Source organism: Streptosporangium sp. NPDC023825, from assembly GCF_040639575.1.
Classification (GTDB): Bacteria; Actinomycetota; Actinomycetes; order Streptosporangiales; family Streptosporangiaceae; genus Streptosporangium.
Window position 1 is genome coordinate 21737 of record NZ_JBFAAE010000053.1, and the last position, 19496, is coordinate 41232.

The following is a 19496-nucleotide window of genomic DNA, read 5'->3' on the forward strand; positions in this document are numbered from 1 at the left end:
CCGGCGGCGCCGGGCGCCGGGCGCCCCGCAGGGAAGGAGTATCGTGTCGCACATCCTGAATCTCGCAAGGGCCCTGTCGGTGGTCCTGCTCGCGTTGGCCGTCGCCATCGCCTGCTTCGCCCAGGTGTTCTGAACCCCGCAGCGCGAACGGGGGAGGCGAGGGCCGCCGAGCCGGATCGGCCGCGGCCCTCGCCTCCCGCCTCCCGCCTCACGGCGTTCGGCGTCCCGCCACGCCGGAAGGCACTTCCGGCGCGTCACGAGTCCGCGGGTTCCGCTGCGCGCGACCGCGCCCGTTCCGCTTCCCGCGCTCTGAACGCGGTTCCTTTTTCCGATATCGAAGGTGAGTGCCATGGACAGGCGTACGTTTTCCAAACTGCTGGTCGCGGGGACGGCCGCGGCGGCGCTGCCCGGCCCGCCCGCGGCGTCCGCCTCGGCGGGCGCGCCGGGGCGCACCGGGACGGCCGTGCCGAAGCACGTCAGGGCGGGCGTGCTGGACGTCGGGTACGCCGAGTCGGGCCCGCCCGCCGGTCCCGCGGTCATCCTGCTCCACGGTTTCCCGTACGACATCCACAGCTATGCCGACGTGGCGCCCCGGCTGGCGGCGCAGGGATACCGGGTGATCGTCCCCTACCTGCGCGGGCACGGCACGACGCGTTTCCTGTCGAGCGCGACGTTCCGCAACGCCCAGCAGGCGGCGATCGCCCTCGACATCGTCGCGCTGATGGACGCACTCAAGATCAAAAATGCGGTCCTCGCGGGCTTCGACTGGGGGTCGCGGACGGCCGACATCATCGCCGCGCTCTGGCCCGAGCGCTGCAAGGCCCTCGTCTCGGTGTCCGGCTACCTGATCACCAACCTCGAGGCGAACCGGGATCCGCTGCCGCCGCAGGCCGAGCACGCCTGGTGGTACCAGTACTATTTCGCCACGGAAAGAGGGCGGCTCGGGCTGGAGAAGTACCGCGAGGAGTTCGTCAGGCTCCTCTGGAAGAGCGTCTCACCGACGTGGAAGTTCGACGAGGCCACGCTCAAGCGCACCACGGCGTCGTTCGCCAATCCCGACTGGGTGCCCATCGTGATCCACAACTACCGCTGGCGGCTGAGCCTGGCCAAGGGCGAGCCCCGCTACGACTCCGTCGAGAAGCGGCTCGCCGCGGCCCCGAAGATCTCCGTGCCCACGATCACCCTCGACGCCGAGCTCGACCCGTTCACTCCGCCGGGGAACGGCTCGTCCTACCGCGAGCGCTTCACCGGCGCGTACGAGCACAGGACCCTGCGGGGGGTCGGCCACAACGTCCCGCAGGAGGCCCCGGAGGCGTTCGCCAGGGCCGTCGCCGACGTGGACGGCTTCTGAGCGAGCAGGAAACCGCCTCCCCGGCGGCGGGGAGGCGGCTTTCGCGCGTCGCGCGGCGACCTGCCCGACCCGCTGGGAGAAGACCGCGGCCCGGGGGCGGGCAGGGGCCGCCGGCACGCCGCCCGCCCCTGCCACCACGTGGTCGTACTTCGCCGCGCCCTCTCCCGATTCGTCACCGGCTCAAATGGTGACGAACATTGCACGGCTGAGAGTCACCTGTCAAACTGGTGATGTGAATCATGTCTTTCTGTGCGGCAATCCCGCGCTCGACTTCGCCTGCACGGTCCGCGCGCGCCGCACGGCGCACGTGGAGACGCTCGACGCCCCGGACCGGCTCGACGCCTGGTACGTGGAGTCCGGCGTCGTCGACGTCGTCTCCTCCTGCACGGAAGCGGATCTGGTCCGGGCGGTGGCGCTGCGGGAGGCCGTCTACGGGCTGGTCACCTCCCGGCTGGCCGGTGACGGATACGACGACCGGGCGCTCGCCCTGGTGAACGAGGCGGCTCGCAAGCCCCCGGCGACACCCCAGCTCACAGCCGGGGGGCGGTGGGTCGAGGCGACCCCGGCACAGGCGCTGTCCACCGTGGCCCGGCACGCCATCGAGCTGCTCAGCGGACCGGAGATGCCACTGATGAAGGAGTGCGCCAATCCCGAGTGCACCAAGATCTTCATTGATCGGTCGCGCGGCGGGCGCCGGGAGTGGTGCGGCATGGAGTCCTGCGGCAACAAGATCAAAGCGGCGGCCTACCGGGCGCGCAGGAAGGAGGTGCGGGCGGCCGGCGCGCGCTGACCGCGACCGGCGCGCCGGACGGCGGCGGTTCGCCTCAGGCGATCGCGACGGCGGGCGGAGCGAGCGGGGCCGGCCGCCGGCTGAGCCTCAGGACGGCCTCGGCCGTTCGCGGGTCGGCGGCGGGGGCGAAGGGGCGGACAGGACGGACTCCGGGCCCGATGACCAGGCCGGTCCGCCCGTCGAGTGAGGCGCCGGCCGCGGCGAGGATCGACGGGCGTGCCGCCACCGACGCGGAGCCGGACGTGGCGCGTTCGAAGGTTCGCCGGACCAGCGGCCACAGCAGCCGCAGTCCCGGCGAGACGATTTCGGGCGACCGCATGGTGCCGTCGGTCATGTCGGTGGCCGCGCCGCCCGGATCGGCGGCGAAGACCGAGACGCCGCTACCTCGCAGCCGCTCCGCCAGATCCAGCGTGTACGCGAGGTTGGCGAGCTTCGCCCGGCCGTACCAGTGGAAGCCGTAGTAGCCGCCCGGCGGCTCGACGGCGTCGAAGGAGCGTCTGGCGACCCGGACCGAACCCGAGGTATAGCTATCCGTTTTCTGGTTCGTACCGTAGCATAAACGGATAGGTATCCGATTAGAAGGGCCGGATACGGCGGCGAACCTGGGGTGTCGTTGACCGATGCGGTCATCAGCCCGGCGCCCTCGAACTGGAGCCCCGCCGAGGAAGGAGAACCTCGGCGGCGGCCCAGGCCCGGGGCAGCCCGAACTCGGCCAGGCCGCGGAGCAGGTCGCGCAGGGTTTCCTCGGTCACTCCGGCCGCTTTGGCCAGCTCGGCGTGAAGGTGGAGGGATTCGCCCAGCGTCTGGTAGAAGACGTCCACGACCAGGCAGGCGATGGCCCGCTCGCGGACACTGAGGTGGGGGCGGGCCCAGCGCTGGGCGAGCTGGTCCTCGGTGAAGGCGGCCAGGCCCGGGTCCATGTCCTCAAGGTCGCGTACGGCGCGGGCCAGCGGCCCGGTCAGCGGCACCGGCTGGATCGCCTCGGTGTCGGATGCTTCCGGGAGGCCGAGCTCGGCCAGACGCTGGAAGGCCGGGACGAGGATGGGGTAACCCACGTAGGGGGCCAGGTGGCGGTAGAGCTCCCGGATCGACTCGGGTTCGACGCCGTTGGCCAGGGCCATCTGCAGGTGCATGGCCAGCGGCAGGTCCAGGTGGGGGTGGCACAGGTCGGCGGTCAGGCAGATGAACGCCTTCTCACGCAGGGTCAGGTAGGTCAGGCCCCACAGATTGTGGCCCGCGCCGACGGCGAGCCGGGCGAAAACGGGGTCGAGCGCGGCGAGGGCGTCGACTCCGGCGAGCTGGGGCATCGGTGTGCTCCGTTCGGGGTTCAGGACAGGCCGAGGGCGCGCAGGCGCAAGCGGTCGAGGGTGTACTGGGGGACGATGCGGCCGAGAGTGCTCATCAACCGGGACTTCTTGCCGACCGGGTATCGGGAGCGGGGCTTGCGCGCGGTCAGGGCGTGCAGGACGGCGCGGGCGACCACGTCGGGGCTGGAGCCGGAGCGTTCCTCCTTGAGCCCGGCGGTGGTCATGGTGCGGTAGGCAGCGCCGTACAGCTGCCTGCCCTGCTCGCCGAGGGAGGCCAGGCGGGGTTCGACCTCGTCTTCCAGCTTGTCCACCGCGTCTGTGTGAATGGAGCCGGGTTCGATAAGTACCGCGCGGATCCGCCAGGGTTTGACCTCCATGCGCAGCGCGTCGTTCAGCGAGCGGATGGCGTGCTTGGAGGAGCACAGCGGACCGCCGAAGGGCAATGTGATCCAGCTGCCCACCGAGCCGACCGTGACCACGCGGCCGCGCGAGGCCCGCAACATCGGCAGCATCGCCTGGGTGACCGCCACCTGGCCGAAGACATTGACCTCGTACTGTCGGCGTAAGGCGTCCAGAGGAACGAACTCCAGCGGCCCGGTGACACCGATGCCGGCATTGTTGACCAGGGCATCCAGGTGGGTCAGGCGTTCGGCGGCCTCCGCGATCCGGCCGGCGTCGGTGACGTCGAGAAGGATGGGTGTGACAGTGGGGCCGAGTGCTCGGCCGTCTGACTCCTTGCGCACCCCCGCGTAGACGGTGAAGCCCTCGCGGGCCAGCAGCAGAGCGGTGGCGCGCCCGATTCCGCTGGAGGCGCCGGTCACCAGGACGGTCTTCGACATGAGAGGTTCCTTTCAGGTCAGTGGTAGGTACGCATCAGCTCGATCGCCCACTCCGGCTGCACCGTCTCGCCCTGCGGGCCGAACTCGGCCACGCAGGGCTTGATGTCAAGGACAGGGCTGCCGGCGACGGCGTCCAGGCCGCGGACATGGAGGTTCAGGCCGTCCACGGCAAGTAGCCGGCAGCGCGAGACGCCCAGCAGGTTCGGCCGGTTCTCGCCGCGCTACCCGACCGGCGCCTGAACCTGCCGCTCCTCGGCTTCGAGCAGGCGGTTCTCTTTGATGAGGAAGTAGATCAGCAGCCCGCTCATGACGAAATGGCCGCCGGCGGTGTACAGGCCGGGGAAGTAGCCGCCCTTGAGGATCGGGAAGACGAAGTGGGCGACGCCGTTGAGCAGGCCGGCGCCCAGGGCGTACCACCACAGGAAAAAGTTGGCCACGCGGACGCGGTAGAGCGCGCCGGCACCGGCGAAGAAGTAGAGGGCGCCGAACCCGAAGACGAAGACGAGCAGGAACTCCTTCTCCGGCCAGTCACGCGGCGAATCGAACAGCTCGACGATCTCGTGCGGGAAGCCGCCGGTGTACTCCTCGGCCATGTGGATGAGCTGGAAACCCACCGCGCACAGGTAGACGGCGATGACCTTCCTGGACTTCACCGGGCGGGTGTAGCTGAAGGCGATCCAGCCGCTCCAGCCCAGCACGCTGGCGATCACGAGGATGACGGCTCCCTGGATGGGGAGGGTGAGCAGGGCCCAGGTGCAGAAGGCGGCGGCCAGGATTGCCATGACGGCCGCCGGACAGGGTTCAGGTCGCTTGGCCATGGCCGGAACTCTAAGAAGATCGCCATGCCCATCGCTTCCGTCAGGTGACTGACGTGTGCTCGGGGCACATCAGTCACCTGACGGAGGGCGAGAGGCCGGCGGCGACGGCCTGGCCACCGACCAGATCCAGGGCCGCGTCGACGCCGTCCGGCGCCAGATCACGGACCCGGTCAGCCAGGCCGGGGCCGTAGACGATCGGGATGGCACCCAGTTCGCGCAGGTAGTCGTGGTTCTTCTCGCTCGCCGTGCCGATGACCCGCGCGCCCGGTCGGCACGCGAGCCGAACGGTGAGAGTACCGACACCGCCCGCCGCCGCATGGATGAGAACCGTGTCACCGGTTCCCACACCGAGCTGCCCTGCCTTCGTCCTGATCGCACTCGTCCCCGCCGCATCGCCACCGAGGCGCGATCCCGAACTCACCGGTATCAGCACGGTAACCGGTCGGCGAGCATCAGTCAGGTGACAGAGGCGACCCCCACGGGCTTCTGGCTACGGTCGGCACCATGAGGCTGATCAATGACCATCTGGCCGTCCAGGCCCGGACGGTGCCCCCGACCGGTGACGGTTTCGTCATGCTGGCCGGTGAGGTCGGTTCCTGGCGTGGCCCTTTCGCGTCCGCTCCCACACGACTGGCCGCCCGGCTCAAGGCGCTGGCCTCGGGGATCGAGGCGCGCGAGGCGAACGTGTTCCGCGCGGTCCTGCGCCCGCCGGGCGAGGGCGAGGAGGTGCTGGCCGCGAGGGGCATCCGGCCGGCGCGCTTCGACGTCGTCGTGCTGATCCGTACCGCGTCCGTGGAGGCCGCGCTGGAACTGCGCGCGAGCGCCGCCTACCGGGAACTCGCCGAGACGCTCCACGCGGCCGCCCGCCGTACCCACCAGATCGTGGCCGACAACGCCGGCCGGCTCGGCGACGTGGACCACGGCCAGGACCACTGCTACCTGTTCAACTACTTCTACGCCGACGACCGCGAGACGCTGCTGAAGGTGTGGAAGTACACCGCCGGGTGGTTCCAGGCCAAGACCGCGCTGCCCAACTCCGCGCTGATGCGGCCGCTGGAGGACGAGCCCGCCGACTACGGGCTGATCAACCACGCCGGCTGGCCCAACTGGCGCGCCTTCCTGCCCAGCCTGATCTTCCGGCCCACTTTCCGCAGCTTCGTGCTGGCCAACTTCGAGGCCAACGGCATCGCCGCCCAGCCGATCATCTACCGCCGGGTCTGACCTACGCCAGCTCCAGCCTGGCCAGCTCGGCGCGAGAGGCCACCCCCAGCTTGGGGAAGGCCTTGTACAGGTGGGAGGCGACGGTGCGGGGACTCAGGAACAGCCGTGCGCCGATCTCGCGGTTGGACACCCCGGTGACGGCCAGCCGTACCACCTGCAGTTCCTGCGGAGTCAGCACGGCCAGCGGATCTGCGGCCTGCGAGCGGTCCGGCAGGCTGAGCCCGGTCGCGCGCATCTCGGTGGCGGCACGGGCAGCCCAAGGAGTGGCGCCCAGATGGCCGAAGGCCTCCATGGCGGCCTGGAGCTGGGCGCGCGCCTCGGCTCGCCGCCTGTTGCGGCGCAGCCATTCGCCGTAGACCAGGCGGGTGCGTGCCTCGTCGAAGGGCTGCCTGTCCTGGGCGTGCAGGGCCAGGGCCCGTTCGTACAGCGCCCCGGCCGCGCTGTCGGGGCTCAGCAGCGCACGCGCCCGCTGGAGGAGGGCGAGCGGTGCGGTCCGGCCCGTCGCCTCCGCGGAGGCGGCCAAGCTGTGGAGCAGGTCCTGGGCGCGCTGTCGCCTTCCTGCGCGGACAGCGGCCTCGATGTAGTCGGGCCAGGAGTACCGCCACAGGAAGGCATGGCTGGTGGGACCGCTCATCGCCCGGTCCACCCGGTCGAGCATCGCTTCGTAGCGGCCCAGCCCGAGGTCGAGGATCGCACGGGCACACTCCCCCCAACCGGCTCCGGGCATCCACCTACGGTGGTCGGCGTCACGGATCGCCTGCTCGGCCATCGCCTCGCACTCCTCCTGCGCCCCGGCGACCGCCGACAGCCAGGCGTGGATGCCCGCCAGGTAGCCGCGCCACATCGGCTGGCCGACATCGGAAGCCAGGACCAGACCCGTGGTCACCGTGGCCCGCGCGGCGGGATGCCGGCCGCCGAGCACCTCGGCGATGGCCAGGATCACCATGGCCTGGGGCAGGCGCCCCAGCCGTCCCTCCGCCCGGCATTCCTCGACGAGCGCGGTGGGGGCGTCGAGCATGCCGGCGACCTCCTCGCCGACGATCCCCTGGAACACCTGAAGGCAGCGCAGCTCGTAGGGGATGTGGTCGTCCCGTCCCGTCCTGCCGGACAGAAGCGTGGGGGTGGCGTCGCCCTCCAGGACCCGGCGGAAGGAGTGGTTGACGGTGCGCACCGCCTCCACCGGCCCCTCGCCGTCCGGGCACAGTTCCTCGGTACGGCGGGCCAGGGTGAGCTGGTCGGGGTGGGCGGCACTGGCCCAGGTGTAGTAGCCCGCCATGGCCAGCAGCGACAACTTGCCGGGCAGGTCGTCGGTCGCCTCGGCCCCGTGGTGCAGCAGCCGTACCCCATCCAGCGGCCGGCCCGCCTCGACCTCCAGCTTGGCGCGCACGTAGGCGAGTTCCGCCTGGGCCGAACCTGTCAGCGTGACCGTCTCGGCCCGGTGCCGCGCCCTGGCCACCAGCTCGCCCGCGCGCTGCCACAGGCCCGCCTCGATCGCGGCCTGGGCGGCGGCGGTCCAGCGGCGCACGGCCCGGCCCGGGTCGGGCGACAGCTCGGCCGCGCGGGTGTAGGCCGCCGACACCGCCGCCTGCCCGCCGCGGCGCAGCGCGCGCAGCGCCAGGTCCTCCAGTTCCCCGGCCACCTCCTCGTCGGGCTGCAGAGCGAGCGCGGCCCGGTGCCAGGCGCGCCGGTCGCCGTCGGCGGTCTCGGCCAGCGCCCGGTGGGCGGCCATCCGGTCACCGATGTCGCAGGCCAGCAGTACCGCCGTACGCACCAGCGGATGACGGAAGGCAACGCCCTCCGGCCCCACCCGGACCAGACCCGCGCGCTCGGCTTCAGCGAAGTCGACCAGCGAGGCCCCGAGCCGGCCGACCGCGCGTGCCGGCACCTCCAACCCGCCGTGGTGGTCCAAAGCCGCCACCAACAGGCACGAGCGGGTCGCGGCGGAAAACGCCGAGACGCGGTCGCGGAAGCCCCTCAGCACCCGGTCCGTCACCGGCTGCGCCGTACCGGCGAAGAAGGCCAGCGGAGCCATGGGCCCCTTGCGCTGTTCAGGGGGGAGCATCCGGGGCAGCTCGATCAGCGCCAGCGGGTTGCCCCCGGCCTCGGTCACCAGCTGGTCGCGCACGGTTGGCGGCAGATCCGCCGCCTGCTCGGCGAGGAGGTTGCCGGCCGCCTCGGCATCCAGCTCCCGCAGCCGCAACTCGGGCAGCCCCCGGGCGGGGAACCCGCCGTCCCGCACATCCTCGTCCCGCGCGGCGAACAGAACGGCGACGGGCTCGGCATGCAGACGACGCGCGGCGAACAGCAGCGCGTCGGCCGACTCGCCGTCCAACCACTGCGCGTCGTCGACCAGGCAGAGCACCGAATCCGCGGCCGACAGCTCCACCAGCAGGTTGAGCGTCGCGAGCCCGACCAGGAAACGGTCGCCCCGGGTGGTGCCGCCGAGGCCGAGCGCACCCCGCAGCGCCTCCGCCTGTTGGCGCGGCAGCACCTCGACGTGATCGAGGACGGGACGCAGCAGTACGTGCAGCGCGGCGAAGGGCAGATCGGCCTCGGACTCGACACCGGACACCCTTAACACCTGCGCCCGCGCTCCAGCCGCAGCACACTCCAGCAGGGCCGACTTGCCGATGCCCGCCTCGCCGCGCACGACCAGTGCACCGCACCCGCCTTCGACCAACTCGGCAATGACAGATTGCTCCGCTTGACGTCCGTGCAGCATGGTTCTCCCAAGAACGCAGGTGCGCGATGTCACCCGCGGCAAAAGCTCACATTGTCGCAAATGTCCGGGGATAGAAGCCGACCTGCTCGGTGACCACCCGGCTCCGGAAGCCGAGGTCGGTGTAGAAGGTGAAGTGGCTGCCGGGGTAGATCGGGGATCTGGCGCGGCTCTCCATCGCTCTCGCCGAAACTCCGGTAGTCGAAGACCAGCGCCGCCAAGCCTGCTGCGGCGAAGCGCTCGGCGTAGTCGAAGAGCCGGTCCATCGTCCCGCTGAGACCGCGGCAGAGCACCACGCACGGCACCGGCGCGGCATCGGCCGGCAGGTAGAGGTAGCCAGCACACCGGACGCCGGCGGCAGTAAGGGACACCTTGGTCCGCATGCAGATCATCCCTACAGCAATAAACTGACTTCCGGTAAGCACTCTAGCGGAAGAACTGACCACAGGTAAGTGAGATCGAATGACATTCGAGCGGATCTTGGAGGCGGCGCGCGTCCTGTTCGCCGCCCGCGGCTACCGTGCCACCTCCATGCAGGCCATCGCCGACGAGGTGGGCATCACCAAGGCCGCCCTCTACTACCACTTCGACTCCAAGGAGGAGATCCTCCGCCGGCTCACCATTCCACTGCTGGACGAATTGGAGGCGGTGCTGGCCGCGGCCGAGTCCTGCGGCAGCGCCGAGGAGGTGCGGTGGCGGGCGATCGAAGGCTACGTCGATGTGCACCTGCGCCACCGCCAGACGCTCACCATGCTGGTCAAGGACATGACACTGCTGGTGCAGGCGCCGATCGCGGACCGTTTCCGCACCGCGATCGCCCTGGCCAACGAGCTGGTGGCCGGGCCGGCCAGCGGGATCGAGCAGCGGGTGCGCGCCTGCCAGGTGGTCGCCGGGCTGGCCGATCCGGTGCTGCTCTTCCGCGACGCGCCGCCGGAAAAGCTGCGAAGCCTGATCCTGGGCGGCGCCCGGGCGTTGCTGGGCGAGCCGGCCGCCCCCCGGGCCCGCGGCCGCGCCCGGGGACGGAATGGCGGACGGCGCGCCCTCCTCACCGAGGAGCAGATCGCCCAGGTGCGCTCCCTGTACGCCGAAGGCCGCAGCGGCGAGGAGATAGCTGCCCGTTTCGACGTCTCCAGGGCGACCGTCTATCGCCATCTCAAAATCTAAATATCGTGAGACTTGATTTTGAGACGGAGTTGGATCTGCGGAATGCGAGGTGCCACTCTGGATCAGGCGTTACGGCCGGCCTTGAGCGTGGCCGCGATGTGGACGACGCGGCGGGCCTGGTGGCGGGCGGCCTCCAAGGTCACCTCGGTGGGCGCCCCGGTGCCGGCCACGTGGGAGGTGCCGTAGGGGTTGCCCGACTGGAACTGGACGGGGTCGGTGTAGCCGGGAGGCACGATGACGCCGCCCCAGTGGTAGAAGGTGTTCCCCAGCGCCAGGATGGTGGATTCCTGCCCGCCGTGGGCGGTGTTGGAGGCGGTGAAGGCCGAATACACCTTGCCCGCGAGCTTGCCCTGGAACCACAGCGGACCCGTGGTTTCGATGAACGCCCTGAGCGGGCTGGCCGGGTTGCCGAAGCGCGTTGGGGTACCGAACAGCACCGCATCAGCCCACTCCAGGTCCTCATGGCCGGCCTCGGCCACATCAGCGGTGTCCTCCAGGTGCTGGACCCACTCCGGCCTGGCGCCGATCGCCTCCGGCGGAGCCAGTTCGGCGACCTTCCGCAGCCGCACCTGCGCGCCGGCCTTCTCAGCGCCCTCGGCGACGGCCTGCGCCAAGGCGTGCACGGTGCCGGTGGCGCTGTAGTAGATGATCGCGACGTTCACGGGTTCCACGATTGGTTTCCTTTCTGGTCGATCTCGACCGATACGACGAAGCGGCGCCGCGGAATGTGAGGTGACACGCCGATCTCACATTCGAAAGGCTGCCTCGACCGCCAGCTGAGACGAGGAAGACCGGCTGGCGGGGCTTTAGGTCCCTGACGAGCTGCGACGACCACCACTTCTCCCACTCCGACGAGCTCGGCCGCTTCTGGCTCGGCACGAGGAACCGGAACCCGGCCCGTGGCCACGAGGGCTCCCCAAGCTGACCGCCGGCTGCCGGCCGTACGCGCCGAAAGGTCAGGCCAGGGATCCTCGAGGTTCGGCGGCCTGTGACACGTTGGTTGACGGCACCCAGTCTCCGGGCCGGAAACCTCAGACCGCCGTCAACGCGGAGGGCGCAGACCCTCGAGGAGAACGTCGAGATAGAGCTCCGCGTGCCTGGCGTCATCGCCGCCGGAGCGGACCGCGTGCTCGATGCCGCAGAGCAGGCGGCGGACATCGTCCGCCTCGATGCCACGGCGAACGGCCCCCGCGCGGCGAGCGCGGTCGAGCAGCTCCGCGACGGCACGGTCAAGCTCGGCCTTCATCGCCGAGGTCCGCGCATCGGCGTCGCTGGCGGATCCGAGCACCGCCGCGAACCCGGCGTCCTCCAGCGCGCGTCCGAGGGTGAAACGCAGGAGGCGGTGCAGACCCGCGAGCGAGTCCTCGTCGGCCGCCGCGGCCTGCGCCTCACGGACAAGCTGCTGGAAGCTCTCCGCCAGCAGCGCTTCCAGCAACGCGTGCCGGTTGGGGAAATGCCGGTACACGGTCCCGACGCCCACTCCCGCGAGCCGGGCGATGGTGTTCAGCATGAGCGAGTCGTCGCCCGCGGCCAGCTGCTCCCTGGCGATCTGCAACACCCGTGCGCGGTTGCGCGCGGCGTCCGCGCGCAGCGCCGTCCCCCGCCCGACATTGGGTGTCACGGGCCCAGCCTAGGCCAAGCCCGCCGGGCGTCGCCCGGCCGGCCGCCGGGCCGCAGCTCGCCGCACCGGGCGGCGGATGCGCGGTGCGCGCCCGGCCCTGCCTCCGTCGCCGGCAGGGCCGGGTCACCGCGTCCGGCGGGGGCGGGCCGTGGTGTCATGGCGGGCGAGGGCGCCGGCGAGGTCGCCGAGGTGCCGGGAGACCGGCCCCAGGGTGAGCAGGCCGCTGCCCGCCCCGGCCAGCTCCGCCGCCGCCGGGGCGAGCTCCTCGCGCGCGCGTTCCATCGTCTCCCGGTCGCCGACGGCGATCGCGGCCCGCGCGACGAGGCACCACAGGGCCTCGGACATCAGGTCGCGGGGCGGGTCGGGGATCTCGCGCAGCGCCTCGCCGGCCTCGGCGGGACGGTCCCGGGACAGCAGCACCAGGGGACGGGCCCATGGCTCGTAGGGGCCCCAGTCGGTGCTCTCGTCGGCGGGGACGGGCGACGCGTGCCGCAGGCGCAGGCACAGCAGCGCGAGCGGCAGCAGGCCGCTCTCCAGGCCGGGCATGCCGGCGCCGTCCAGCCGCGCGGCGGCGTCCCGGTAGGCCGCCTCGATCTCGGCCGCGGGCGCCCGCTCGGCCGCGGCGAGCCGCAGTGCCCGGTACCACTGGGTGAACACGCCCACCAGCGGCCGCTCGTGGCGCTCGGCCAGCCGGTCCGCGGCCGCCGCGTGCCGGTCGGCCTCGGTGAAGTCGGCGAGCGCGCCACGGGCCTGGACGCGGATGAGATGCCCGAGGATCTGGAAGGCCACCAGGTCGTGCCGGGCGGACAGGGCGACCAGTTCGGCGCCGATCTCGTCCCTGCGCGGAGCCAGGCCCGCGCGGTGGAAGGTCTGCATGAACACGCCGTTGAGGGCGAACGCCAGCAGCGCGGGATCGTCCAGGCGGCGGGCGATCTCCTCGGCCTCGCGGGCGGCCTGCGGCCCGCGTGCCGAGCGGGTGCCGCGCGACTCCACGGCGACCGTGGCCAGCAGGCCGGCACGCACCGCCTCGTGCGCGCCGGGCGGGATGCCGACCAGGGCGCGTTCGGCCGCCGCCACGACGCGCGCCGCCTGTTCGGGGTCGTCCGAACGGGTCCAGATCGCCGGGACGTCGTAGGCGCCGATCACCCGGGCGGTCAGTTCCACGTCGTCCAGTTCCTCGGCGGCGGCGATGGCCGCCAGGCGGTGCCGGCGAGCCGCCTCCAGCCCGGCGCCCCCGGTCAGGGCGAGGCTGCGCAGCAGGCCCATCGTCGACTCCAGCCGGGCACGGGGGCCGGAGGTCACGGTGCGGTCGTAGACGGCGGCGGTCTGCGCCCACACCCGGGCCGCCGCCCCGCCCGGCCCGGACGCGAGGTCGAGGTGGCCGGCGTGGTGGAGGATGTCGGTCTCCAGGCGGCGCAGGGGCGGGCCCGGATCCACCCCCAGTTGCTGGACCAGCGTCGTGCGTGCCCGGCGCAGCACGGCGAGCGCGTCGCCCTGGCGGCCGGTGCGGTACAGCGCGAGCGCCAGCAGCCGCCAGGCGTCCTCGCGCCAGGGGTGCTCGGTCACGTGCGCATCCAGGTCCGGCACCGCCTCGGCGGCCAGGCCGAGGGCCAGCCGGAGCTCGGCCTGGCGCTCGACGGCCTGCAACCGCACCTCGGCCAGGCGGGCGCGTTCCGCGCGGGCCCAGTTCCGGTCGGCGAACTCGGCGTAGGCGGGCCCGCGCCACCACCCCAGCGCCTCGGCCAGCCGGGCGAGCCCGTCCTGGGGCGGCAGCGTCGCGGCGGCCGACACCGCGCGTTCGAAGCGCCAGGCGTCCACCTCGCCCGGCTCGGCGCGCAGCGCGTACCCCGGCCCCTCGGTGACCAGCAGCCGGGCCGGGGTCCGAGGCGGGCGCCCCGGTTCCAGCGCGCGGCGCAGTGCGGCCACGAAGGTGCGCATCGCGCCCACCGCGCCGGGAGGCGGATCGTCCCACAGGTCCCCGACCAGGCCGGTGATCGGGACGACGCGACGGCGGGCGATGATCAGCCGGGCCAGCACCTCGCGGTGCCGGGGCCCCTTGAGGGCGATCACGCCTCCGGCAGCGTCCCAGGCCGTCACCGGCCCCAGCACCCCGAACGTGACCCGCACCCCTCGACCCGTCCCTTCCCGGGGCATCCCCCCTGGCCACGGTAGCGCGCTGACCGGATGCTCATTCACGCCCGGCAGGCTGAAGGCGTCCAACCACCTATCGAAAAGAGCGCGACCATGGCGCCTGTCATCACCGGATTCGACTACCGGCGCGTCCCCGTCGCCGACGGCGTGTCCCTGAACGCGGCCGTCGGGGGGACGGGCACCCCGATCGTGCTGCTGCACGGTTTCCCCCAGACCCACCTGATGTGGCGGCACGTCGCCGCCGACCTGGCGGCCGACCACACCGTGATCTGCCCCGACCTGCGCGGCTACGGAGCCAGCGACAAACCGGCCGAGACCGACGGCACCGCCTACGCCAAGCGGACCATGGCCGCCGACATCGTCGCCCTGGCCCGCGCGCTGGGGCATGAGCGCTTCGCGCTGGCCGGGCACGACCGGGGCGCCCTGGTCGCCATCCGCGCCGGTCTCGACCATCCCGGGGCGATCACCCACCTGGCCAGCCTCGACGTGCTGCCCACGCTGGACATGTGGGAGGTGATGCACGGCGTCACCGCCGCCGTCGGCTTCCACCTGTACCTGATGGCCCAGCCTCCGGGCCTGCCCGAGCAGATGATCGCCGCCAGTTCCGACGCCTTCTTCGGGTATTTCCTGGACATCTGGACCAAGGACCCGGGGGCGATCCCCGCCGATGTCCGCGCCGCCTACCTGGACGCCTGCCGCGCGGCGGTGCCCTCGATCGTGGCCGACTACCGCGCCTCCGCCGGTGTCGACGTCGCCCACGACCGGGCCGACCGGGACGCGGGCAACCGGCTGCGGATGCCGGTCACCGTGCTCCAGCAGGACTGGGGGTCCGCCCTCGGCTTCGACGCGGCGGCGCTGTGGAGCGCCTGGGCACCCGATCTGCGGCACGTCCCCGTCACCTTCGGCCACTTCATGGCGGAGGAGGCCCCCGCCGATGTCGCCAAGGCCCTCCGGGACCTGCTCTCGCGCCGGGCGGCCGGGGCGCGGTGACGCGTCGCCCGGTGCGGCGGGGGCCGCCGGGAGCGGTGCGGGCGGGGGAGTGAGGCGACCTGCCCCGGTCGCCTCACGGGCCCGCCGCGCGAAGCTCACGCGCCCGCCACGTGAAGCTCACGGGCCCACCCCGCGAAGGCGGGTGCCCCCTGGGGGACCGGCGCGCGGCCCTCCGCCGCCTCCGTCGCGCCCGCGGCTTGACTCTCAGGTGACTTGAGGGTGCAGATTCGTCTCGTGAGTGACAGCGCGGAGTTCTACACGATCGGCCGGCTCTCTCGTCGTACCGGCCTGCCGGTGCACACGATCCGCTTCTGGTCCGACAGCGGGGTGGTGCCGCCCACCGGCCGTTCCGACGGCGGGTTCCGCCTGTACGACGCGGCGGCCGTCGCCCGGTTCGACCTGGTCAGGACGTTGCGCGAGCTCGGCATCGGCCTGGAGGACATCCGGGAGATCCTGGATCGCCAGGTCACGGTGGCCGAGGTGGCGCGGACACACGCCCTGGCGCTGGACGCGGAGATCCGGACCCTGAGACTTCGCCGCGCCGTGCTCCGCACGATCGCCAGACGCGACAGTACGACGGAGGAGACATTGATGATGCACAAACTCGCCCAGCTGTCCGCCGCGGAGCGGCAGCGGGTCGTCGACGACTTCGTCGGCGAGGTCTTCGCGGGAGTCGACCTCGGCGCAGACGACGAGGCCGCGATCGTCGCCGGGTGGATGCGGGAGCTGCCCGAGGACCTGCCCGACGATCCGACGCCGGGTCAGGTCGACGCCTGGGTGGAGCTGGCCGAGCTCGTCGCCGATCAGGACTTCCGGCGGCGGCTGCGGCGGATCGTGCTCAGCGGCTCCTCGGACCCGCGGATCGACGCCGGGCTCGACCTGCGACGGCTGGTGCTGGAGAGGGCGGGCCGGGCGCTGGCCGGCGGTGTCACGCCGGAGTCGGCCGAGGGCGGGCGCGTCCTGGGCCGCATCGTCGGGCCCCGGCTGTCGCCCGCCGAGCGCGCCGAGCTGCGCGACCGGCTCAGGATGCTCGCCGACGCCCAGGTGGAGCGCTACTGGGAGCTGCTGGGCGTCCTCAACGGCCGGGAGCCGTCCCCCTCGGTCATCCCCGCCTTCGACTGGGTGATCACCGCGCTGGGGGCCCACCGCTGAACCCTCCGTCCGAGGGGGCCCGGCTGGAGGTCAGGCCTTCCCGATCGAGTGGAGAACATCCAGGTAGTGGCGGTTGTACATGATGCCGAGGATGTTCCCGAAGGGGTCGATCACCGAGGCGCCGACGAAGCCGTCGCCGAACTCCCGGGGCGGCTCGTGCTCCTCGGCCCCCATCGACAGCAGCCGGTCGAGGGCGGCGGGCACGTCGTCGACGTGCCAGTACGTCACGACGCCGCCCGGGCCGGTCTTCGCGTCGTCGGCGAGTTCCCGCGCGTAATCGCTGTCGAGCAGGCCCAGCTCGTGCTGGTAGTCGCCGAACCGGAATTCGATATACCCGGGCTTGTTGAAGTAGGGCTCGACACCGAGCAGTTCGGTGTACCACTCCTTGGCCGCGGCCAGGTCGGCGGCGTGAAATCTGACGGTGGTAAGTCCTCGTAACGCCGACGAGATCGACGCCGACCCCCACGACCTCAAGAACGCGGGAAGGGTACGGTCCCTGCGTCTCAAAGCGCTGGTGGAGGCCGTGGCCACCGACGTCATGGGCCGGGTGGGCAGGGCGCTGGGCGCCGGGCCGCTCGGCCACGACGCCGCACACGGACGCCGGATCGCCGACCTGACGGTCTATCTGCGCCAGCATCACGCCGAACGCGACCTCGCCGCGGGGGCCATCGTCGCCGAGCAGGGAGCCGGCTGGTGAGCAACGAACGTACAGAAGCGAGCACCGAACGTACAGAACGCGCCGGCAGCGCCGACAGCATCGGCTGGGACGGCTGGGACGATTCCGCCCCCAACCCCATCGACGCCCCGGGAACCTCCGAGGCCGAGTGGCGCGCCTGGCCGGGGCTCGGCGCCCTCCCGGCGCTCGCCTACGGCGGCTGGCGCAGCGCGGTGGTGGTCGCCGCATCGGGGTGTTCACCGCCCTGCTCGCCCCGCGCCGCGACCGGCTGCTGGCCTGCGACCTGTCCTCCGTCGCGGTCGCGGCGGCCGCGGAACGCACCGCCGGGTACCCGGGGACGCGGGTGCGGCGGCTCGTCCTGCCCGGCGAGTGGCCCGAGCAGGAGGGAGGGTTCGACCTCATCGTGCTGTCGGAGGTCCTCTACTGCTTCGGCGACGCGGACCTGGAACGGATGCTCGACCTGGCGGTCGCCTCTCTGAGCCCCGGGGGCACCCTGCTCGCGGTGCACTGGAGGCACCCCGTCGCGGAGTACCCGCTCGGCGGCGATGAGGTGCATCGCGCCCTGGCCGGGCGTGGCGAGCTGACCCGCCTCGTCGATCACCGCGAGCCGGACTTCCTCGCCGAGGTCTACCTGCGCGGTCGCACGGCTCCCTCCGTGGCCAAGGCGGAAGGACTTGTGTGATCCGGACCGTCGGGGTCGTGGTGCCCGCCCGCGACGAGAAGGAGCTGCTGCCGGCCTGCCTGGCCTCGGTGAACCTGGCCGGGCGTCTGGTCCCCGATGTGCGGGTCCACCTGATCGTCGTCGCCGACACGTGCGGTGACCGTACGGCGTCCCTCGCCGCGCAGGCCGGGGCGACCGCCGTCGAGGGCACCATGACCAACGTCGGACAGGCGCGGCTGGCGGGCACGCGGATCGCCCCCGGCGTGTGGAGGCCCCGGCACGGGGAAGGCGCGCTCTCGCGCGGGGCGGCCCCGCGGGCGCCGCGGCCGGTCACGGTGACCGGAGCCGGGCGCGCCCTCGGGGACCGGCGCGAGCCGGATGACAGCGGGCGCCCCCGGGTCACTCGCCGGTCGCCGTGACCGGCGCGAGCGCGGATCCGTGGCGATCCGCGGAGAGGTGGAGAACGTGAACCGTTCGTACGTGGTGACGGGTGGCGGCCGGGGCATCGGCAGGGCGGTGGCCGAGCGGCTCCTCGGCGACGGCGGCTCCGTCGTCGCCGTCGAGCTCGATCCGGCGGCCCTGGCCTGGACGGACCGCCACCCCGCGAGATCGCGCCTTGCCGCCGTGGCGGGGAACGCCGCCGACGAGTCCGTCGCCGGGCGCGCCGCCGACGTCGCCCAGGGACTCGCCCCGCTCGCCGGATGGGTCAACAACGCCGCCGTCTTCAGGGACGCCTCGATCCACTCCGCCACCGCGCGGGAGGTGCTCGACCTGATCGCGCTGAATCTCGACGGGGCCGTCGTGGGGTGCGCCACCGCCGTACGCCGCTTCCTCGCCGCCGCGACGCCGGGGGCGATCGTCAACGTCTCCTCCCACCAGGCCCGGCAGGCGGTGGTGGGCTGCCTGCCGTACGTGACGGCCAAGGCGGCCGTCGAGGGGATGACCCGCGCGCTCGCGGTCGAGTACGGGCCGCGGGGGATCCGTGTCAACGCCGTGGCGCCGGGCTCGGTCGGCACCGAGCGCTACGCGGAGTTCCTCGGCTCGCGCGAGCCGGCCGAGGCCGCCCGGGTGGAGCGGGAGATGGCCCTGCTGCATCCGATCGGCAGGGTGGCGCGTCCCGAGGAGGTCGCGGCCGCGATCGTCCACCTGCTCTCCGACGACGCGGCCTTCATCACCGGCGCGACCGTGCCCGTCGACGGCGGCCGGACGGTCCTGGCCCGCGATCCCGAGGGGTGACAGGGGCGGGACGTCAAAGCAGCAGGCGCACCGCGGCGAGCAGCGTGAGTCCCAGCGTGATCCGTTCGAAGAGCGTGCGGTCGATGCGGCCGATGACGGCGCGCCCGATCGCGGCCCCGGCGAGGACCGCAGGGGCGCCCAACGCGGCGAAGACGAGGGAGGAGGGGGTGATGAGGCCCAGCGCGACGCTGAACGGCACCTTGAAGGCGTTGATCGTCAGGAAGAACCAGGCGCTGGTGCCCAGGAAGCCCAGCATCGGCAGGCCCGCCGCCAGGAGATAGATGGCCATGATGGGGCCGGCCGCGTTGGCCGTCATGGTGGCGAAGCCGGCGAAGACGCCCGCGAGGGCGGCCACCGGGCGGCGGTGGGCGAGCGAGTCCTCCGGCGCCCGGCGCCGGTTCCACAGGTGAACGGCGATGATCACCAGCAGGATCGCCCCGATGAGCCGTCTCATCTGCGCGTCGTCGACCCAGCGCACCACCACCGCCCCGGCGGCCACGCCCAGGGCGACCCACGGAAACAGCCTGATCAGCCTCGGCCAGTCGGCGTGGCGCCGGTAGGAGGCCACGGCGACCAGGTCGCCGACGAGCAGGAGCGGAAGCAGCGTGCCGGTGGACTGCTTGGTCGGCAGCACGAGCGCGAACAGGGCGATCGCCACCGTCCCGGTACCGGAGACGCCGGTCTTGGAGAAGCCCACCAGGAACAGGGCGGCCAGCAGGATGACCCACTGGACGACATCAAGGGAGGGCATCAGCCTCGCCGGACGGAGGAAGCGGGAGAAAAGGTCACAGATGACCGTA

21 protein-coding genes and 2 pseudogenes are annotated in these 19496 nt (G+C 72.5%); 10 read left to right on the forward strand and 13 right to left on the reverse strand.

What is annotated here, in order from left to right:
* Positions 1-349 precede the first annotated feature (349 nt).
* Both AB0G15_RS32910 and AB0G15_RS32915 read left to right on the forward strand, forming a co-directional pair.
* Entirely contained in the window at positions 350-1351 is a 1002-nt protein-coding gene (locus tag AB0G15_RS32910; RefSeq protein WP_362847315.1) for an alpha/beta hydrolase, read from the forward strand.
* A gap of 232 nt (positions 1352-1583) precedes the next feature.
* Complete coding sequence (locus AB0G15_RS32915; protein WP_362847318.1) at positions 1584-2141, forward strand: CGNR zinc finger domain-containing protein; 558 nt, start codon at positions 1584-1586, stop codon at positions 2139-2141.
* Between the two features lie 34 nt (positions 2142-2175).
* On the opposite strand, the gene AB0G15_RS32920 is transcribed toward AB0G15_RS32915, so the two are convergent.
* The 6 genes and pseudogenes from AB0G15_RS32920 to AB0G15_RS32945 all read right to left on the reverse strand — a co-directional run.
* Positions 2176-2460 (reverse strand): hypothetical protein, encoded by a 285-nt coding sequence (locus tag AB0G15_RS32920; RefSeq protein ID WP_362847321.1) that lies wholly within the window; start codon positions 2458-2460, stop codon positions 2176-2178.
* A 310-nt stretch (positions 2461-2770) separates the two neighbouring features.
* Positions 2771-3448 carry a carboxymuconolactone decarboxylase family protein gene (locus AB0G15_RS32925; RefSeq protein WP_362847324.1) on the reverse strand — a complete coding sequence of 226 codons (678 nt, stop codon included), beginning with the start codon at positions 3446-3448 and terminating at the stop codon, positions 2771-2773.
* A gap of 20 nt (positions 3449-3468) precedes the next feature.
* Positions 3469-4287, reverse strand: coding sequence for an SDR family oxidoreductase (locus AB0G15_RS32930; protein WP_362847327.1), 819 nt, complete (start codon positions 4285-4287; stop codon positions 3469-3471).
* A 17-nt stretch (positions 4288-4304) separates the two neighbouring features.
* Positions 4305-4496 (reverse strand): annotated as a pseudogene (locus tag AB0G15_RS32935) (TrmO family methyltransferase); the annotation flags it as partial.
* A gap of 12 nt (positions 4497-4508) precedes the next feature.
* Positions 4509-5105: an HXXEE domain-containing protein gene (locus AB0G15_RS32940; protein WP_362847330.1), complete on the reverse strand. Its 597-nt coding sequence runs from the start codon at positions 5103-5105 to the stop codon at positions 4509-4511.
* A 103-nt stretch (positions 5106-5208) separates the two neighbouring features.
* Positions 5209-5460, reverse strand: a pseudogene (locus AB0G15_RS32945) (zinc-binding dehydrogenase); the annotation flags it as partial.
* 149 nt (positions 5461-5609) lie between these two features.
* On the opposite strand from AB0G15_RS32945, the gene AB0G15_RS32950 reads away from it, so the two are divergent.
* On the forward strand, positions 5610-6326 hold the full coding sequence (locus AB0G15_RS32950) for a hypothetical protein (RefSeq protein ID WP_362847332.1): 717 nt from the start codon (positions 5610-5612) through the stop codon (positions 6324-6326).
* 1 nt (position 6327) lies between these two features.
* Here AB0G15_RS32950 and AB0G15_RS32955 read toward each other — a convergent pair whose 3' ends face one another.
* Both AB0G15_RS32955 and AB0G15_RS32960 read right to left on the reverse strand, forming a co-directional pair.
* On the reverse strand, positions 6328-9048 hold the full coding sequence (locus AB0G15_RS32955) for a LuxR C-terminal-related transcriptional regulator (protein ID WP_362847334.1): 2721 nt from the start codon (positions 9046-9048) through the stop codon (positions 6328-6330).
* A gap of 46 nt (positions 9049-9094) precedes the next feature.
* A complete protein-coding gene (locus AB0G15_RS32960) occupies positions 9095-9223 on the reverse strand; it encodes a hypothetical protein (RefSeq protein WP_362847337.1) in 129 nt (42 codons plus the stop codon).
* A 284-nt stretch (positions 9224-9507) separates the two neighbouring features.
* On the opposite strand from AB0G15_RS32960, the gene AB0G15_RS32965 reads away from it, so the two are divergent.
* Positions 9508-10209 (forward strand): TetR family transcriptional regulator, encoded by a 702-nt coding sequence (locus AB0G15_RS32965; RefSeq protein ID WP_362847340.1) that lies wholly within the window; start codon positions 9508-9510, stop codon positions 10207-10209.
* A gap of 62 nt (positions 10210-10271) precedes the next feature.
* Here AB0G15_RS32965 and wrbA read toward each other — a convergent pair whose 3' ends face one another.
* From wrbA to AB0G15_RS32980, 3 genes are all read right to left on the reverse strand, one after another.
* Positions 10272-10880, reverse strand: coding sequence for an NAD(P)H:quinone oxidoreductase (wrbA, locus tag AB0G15_RS32970; RefSeq protein ID WP_362847343.1), 609 nt, complete (start codon positions 10878-10880; stop codon positions 10272-10274).
* Positions 10881-11251: 371 nt separating this feature from the next.
* Positions 11252-11830, reverse strand: coding sequence for a TetR/AcrR family transcriptional regulator (locus tag AB0G15_RS32975; protein WP_362847346.1), 579 nt, complete (start codon positions 11828-11830; stop codon positions 11252-11254).
* A 123-nt stretch (positions 11831-11953) separates the two neighbouring features.
* A complete protein-coding gene (locus AB0G15_RS32980) occupies positions 11954-13957 on the reverse strand; it encodes a BTAD domain-containing putative transcriptional regulator (protein ID WP_362847348.1) in 2004 nt (667 codons plus the stop codon).
* 117 nt (positions 13958-14074) lie between these two features.
* Between AB0G15_RS32980 and AB0G15_RS32985 the strand changes: the two genes are divergently transcribed.
* Together AB0G15_RS32985 and AB0G15_RS32990 are read left to right on the forward strand one after the other, a co-directional pair.
* Positions 14075-14971, forward strand: coding sequence for an alpha/beta hydrolase (locus AB0G15_RS32985; protein ID WP_362847350.1), 897 nt, complete (start codon positions 14075-14077; stop codon positions 14969-14971).
* Positions 14972-15205: 234 nt separating this feature from the next.
* A complete protein-coding gene (locus AB0G15_RS32990; RefSeq protein WP_362847352.1) occupies positions 15206-16123 on the forward strand; it encodes a MerR family transcriptional regulator in 918 nt (305 codons plus the stop codon).
* Between the two features lie 30 nt (positions 16124-16153).
* Here the strand turns inward: AB0G15_RS32990 and AB0G15_RS32995 are convergent, their stop codons facing one another.
* Complete coding sequence (locus AB0G15_RS32995; protein ID WP_362847354.1) at positions 16154-16597, reverse strand: VOC family protein; 444 nt, start codon at positions 16595-16597, stop codon at positions 16154-16156.
* A gap of 49 nt (positions 16598-16646) precedes the next feature.
* Between AB0G15_RS32995 and AB0G15_RS33000 the strand changes: the two genes are divergently transcribed.
* The 4 genes from AB0G15_RS33000 to AB0G15_RS33015 all read left to right on the forward strand — a co-directional run bounded on the left by AB0G15_RS33000 (position 16647) and on the right by AB0G15_RS33015 (position 18696).
* Entirely contained in the window at positions 16647-16820 is a 174-nt protein-coding gene (locus tag AB0G15_RS33000) for a hypothetical protein (protein WP_362847357.1), read from the forward strand.
* Positions 16821-17031: 211 nt separating this feature from the next.
* The gene (locus AB0G15_RS33005; RefSeq protein WP_362847360.1) at positions 17032-17481 is read left to right on the forward strand and encodes a class I SAM-dependent methyltransferase; all 450 of its coding nucleotides are present in this window, start codon (positions 17032-17034) and stop codon (positions 17479-17481) included.
* Positions 17478-17879: a hypothetical protein gene (locus AB0G15_RS33010; RefSeq protein WP_362847362.1), complete on the forward strand. Its 402-nt coding sequence runs from the start codon at positions 17478-17480 to the stop codon at positions 17877-17879. Before AB0G15_RS33005 ends, AB0G15_RS33010 begins: the two co-directional genes overlap by 4 nt.
* 46 nt (positions 17880-17925) lie before the next feature.
* Positions 17926-18696, forward strand: a complete 771-nt coding sequence (locus AB0G15_RS33015; RefSeq protein WP_362847365.1) for an SDR family oxidoreductase — start codon at positions 17926-17928, stop codon at positions 18694-18696.
* A gap of 13 nt (positions 18697-18709) precedes the next feature.
* On the opposite strand, the gene AB0G15_RS33020 is transcribed toward AB0G15_RS33015, so the two are convergent.
* Entirely contained in the window at positions 18710-19447 is a 738-nt protein-coding gene (locus AB0G15_RS33020; RefSeq protein WP_362847368.1) for a sulfite exporter TauE/SafE family protein, read from the reverse strand.
* Between the last annotated feature and the right edge of the window lie 49 nt (positions 19448-19496).

Excerpts from the sequence above, each read along its gene's own strand:
- AB0G15_RS32910 (WP_362847315.1), top strand. The coding sequence starts at position 350 with ATGGACAGGCGTACGTTTTCCAAACTGCTGGTCGCGGGGACGGCCGCG.
- AB0G15_RS32920 (WP_362847321.1), bottom strand. The coding sequence starts at position 2,460 with ATGCGGTCGCCCGAAATCGTCTCGCCGGGACTGCGGCTGCTGTGGCCG.
- AB0G15_RS32925 (WP_362847324.1), bottom strand. The coding sequence starts at position 3,448 with ATGCCCCAGCTCGCCGGAGTCGACGCCCTCGCCGCGCTCGACCCCGTT.
- AB0G15_RS32930 (WP_362847327.1), bottom strand. The coding sequence starts at position 4,287 with ATGTCGAAGACCGTCCTGGTGACCGGCGCCTCCAGCGGAATCGGGCGC.
- AB0G15_RS32940 (WP_362847330.1), bottom strand. The coding sequence starts at position 5,105 with ATGGCCAAGCGACCTGAACCCTGTCCGGCGGCCGTCATGGCAATCCTG.
- AB0G15_RS32950 (WP_362847332.1), top strand. The coding sequence starts at position 5,610 with ATGAGGCTGATCAATGACCATCTGGCCGTCCAGGCCCGGACGGTGCCC.
- AB0G15_RS32955 (WP_362847334.1), bottom strand. The coding sequence starts at position 9,048 with ATGCTGCACGGACGTCAAGCGGAGCAATCTGTCATTGCCGAGTTGGTC.
- AB0G15_RS32960 (WP_362847337.1), bottom strand. The coding sequence starts at position 9,223 with ATGGAGAGCCGCGCCAGATCCCCGATCTACCCCGGCAGCCACTTCACC.
- AB0G15_RS32965 (WP_362847340.1), top strand. The coding sequence starts at position 9,508 with ATGACATTCGAGCGGATCTTGGAGGCGGCGCGCGTCCTGTTCGCCGCC.
- AB0G15_RS32985 (WP_362847350.1), top strand. The coding sequence starts at position 14,075 with ATGGCGCCTGTCATCACCGGATTCGACTACCGGCGCGTCCCCGTCGCC.
- AB0G15_RS33020 (WP_362847368.1), bottom strand. The coding sequence starts at position 19,447 with ATGCCCTCCCTTGATGTCGTCCAGTGGGTCATCCTGCTGGCCGCCCTG.